1 protein-coding gene is annotated in these 1,364 nt (G+C 65.8%); it reads right to left on the bottom strand.

All coding sequences use genetic code 11. The annotated features are described in order from the left end of the window. Window positions 1-30 precede the first annotated feature (30 nt). Window positions 31-1,256, bottom strand: a protein-coding gene (locus CSR00_RS29830) for an IS3 family transposase (protein WP_099025944.1) whose coding sequence is annotated in 2 segments (ribosomal slippage) — window positions 31-1,025 and window positions 1,025-1,256 — 1,227 coding nt in all. Because the reading frame shifts where the segments join, the coding sequence is not laid out codon by codon here. Window positions 1,257-1,364 lie beyond the last annotated feature (108 nt).

Genomic DNA, 1,364 nt, shown 5'->3' with positions numbered 1-1,364 from the left:
TGATCCGCCCCGGCGTGTCGGGAGGTTCTCTTATCTGAGTGCCTCCTCGGTCTGAGGGTGCCGCTGGCGATGGTAGTAGAGCGCTTCAGCCCGGTCCGGCGTCAGGTCCTGGCAGTAGCCGTTGGGCCGCTGACGGTTGTAGAAGGCCACCCATTCGGCCGTGGCCAGGGAGAGCTCGGTGGCGCCGGGGTAGAGCGGCTGGTGGTCGATGAGCTCGGTCTTGTAGCTGCTGTTCACCGATTCGGCCAGAGCGTTGTCGAAACTATCGCCGACCGATCCGATCGACGGCACGATCCCCTCGGCAGCCAGGCGTTCGGTGAACGCGACGGCGGTATATTGGGAGCCCGCATCGCTGTGGTGGATAAGAGACTCCAACGATGCTGTGCCAGACCGCTTTCTGGTGTCGATGGCGTGATTGATCGCGTCGGTGACGAGCTTCTGGGTCATCTCGGTGGCCACCTTCCAGCCCACGATCTTGCGGGCGTAGACGTCGGTGACGAACGCGGTGTAGGCCCAGCCGGCACGGGTGCGGCAGTAGGTGAAATCGGCCACCCACACACGATCAGGCGCCTCTGCGGCGAAGCGCCGCGACACACGGTCCGGCGCCCGCGTCGCGGCAGTATCAGCGACGGTGGTCCGTACCCGGCGACGCTTGCACGCCCCGCGCCATCCCATCTCCCGCATCACCCGCTCCACCACGCAGCGAGAAACATCGATACCGTTGGTGCGCAACACGATCCACGTCTTGCGGGCGCCCAGCACCCGGTACAGGCTCTGCGACTGGCGCAGCCGCCAGATCGCATCAATGACTTGCGCGTCGGCCCAATCGGCCTTCGACGGGCCGCACCGGGCGCGGTGGGCGTAATAGGTCGATGGGGCGATCGTGACGCCGTACTCGGACAGTACGGCGCACATCGACTCGACACCCCACTTGAGACCATCGGCGCCCACCCGCGTGTGCTGGTGGGCGCTGATGAACTCCACGACTACTGACTGGGCCGGTCGAGCTCGGCGGCGAAGAAAACCGAGGCCGCCTTCAGGATCGCGTTGGCCCGCTTGAGCTCAGCATTTTCCCGGCGCAGCTTGCGCAGCACCTCGGATTCCTCGCTGGTCTGCCCGACTCGCTGCCCGGCGTCGATCTCGGCCTGGCGGACCCATTTGCGCACCGTCTCGGCCGTTCCGACACCAAGCAGGTCAGCAACCCGGCCCATCGCCTCCCACTCCGAGGTCGAATCACCACGCAGATCGGCCACCATCTGCACCGCCCGCGCCTTCAGCTCTTCTGGATACCGCCTCGATGACTTCGATCCCACGTGCCCATCCTTCCCAACGGAAGAACTCTCCCGACACGCCGGGGCTGATCA

Source organism: Mycolicibacterium palauense, assembly GCF_002592005.1.
Lineage (GTDB): Bacteria > Actinomycetota > Actinomycetes > Mycobacteriales > Mycobacteriaceae > Mycobacterium > Mycobacterium palauense.
Note: the sequence above shows the minus strand (reverse complement) of the source record. Positions and strands in the feature narration are given on the sequence as shown.